This window comes from Streptomyces sp. LS1784 (genome assembly GCF_020103755.1).
Lineage (GTDB): Bacteria > Actinomycetota > Actinomycetes > Streptomycetales > Streptomycetaceae > Kitasatospora.
This window is the reverse complement of the sequence record NZ_JAHSQD010001295.1, coordinates 1-502: the sequence shown is the minus strand read 5'-3', so window position 1 is coordinate 502 and position 502 is coordinate 1. Positions and strand designations below refer to the sequence as shown.

The following is a 502-nucleotide window of genomic DNA, read 5'->3' as shown; positions in this document are numbered from 1 at the left end:
CCAGGTCCGCGCGGTGCTGGCCGCCCGCGGCTTCACCGCCGAGCCCCCGGCCGGCTCCGGCGCCGTCCGGGACCGCTGGGAGTCCCTGGCCGCCCTGGTCCGGCTGGCCGAGGAGTTCGAGCGCACCCGCACCGCGGCCGGCCAGGGAGCCGACCTCGCCGCCTACGTCGCCGAACTGGACGCCCGCGCCGCCGCCCAGCACGCCCCGGCCGTCGAGGGCGTCACGCTGGCCTCGCTGCACGCCGCCAAGGGCCTCGAATGGGACGCCGTCTTCCTGGTCGGCCTCACCGAGGGCACGCTGCCGATCATCTACGCCAAGACCGACGAGCAGGTCGAGGAGGAGCGCCGCCTCCTCTACGTCGGCGTCACCCGGGCCCGCAAGCACCTCACCCTCTCCTGGTCGCTCTCCCGCTCCCCGGGCGGCCGGGCCGGCCGCAAGCCCAGCCGCTTCCTGGACGGGCTGCGCCCCGGCTCCGCCGCCCCGGGCGCGCGCACCGGCGCG

The 502-nt window shown here is 78.5% G+C and carries 1 protein-coding gene; it reads left to right on the top strand.

Annotated elements, in window-relative coordinates:
• The coding region (locus KS423_RS47065; RefSeq protein WP_224285720.1) for a 3'-5' exonuclease at positions 1-502 on the top strand (502 nt) is incomplete at both ends.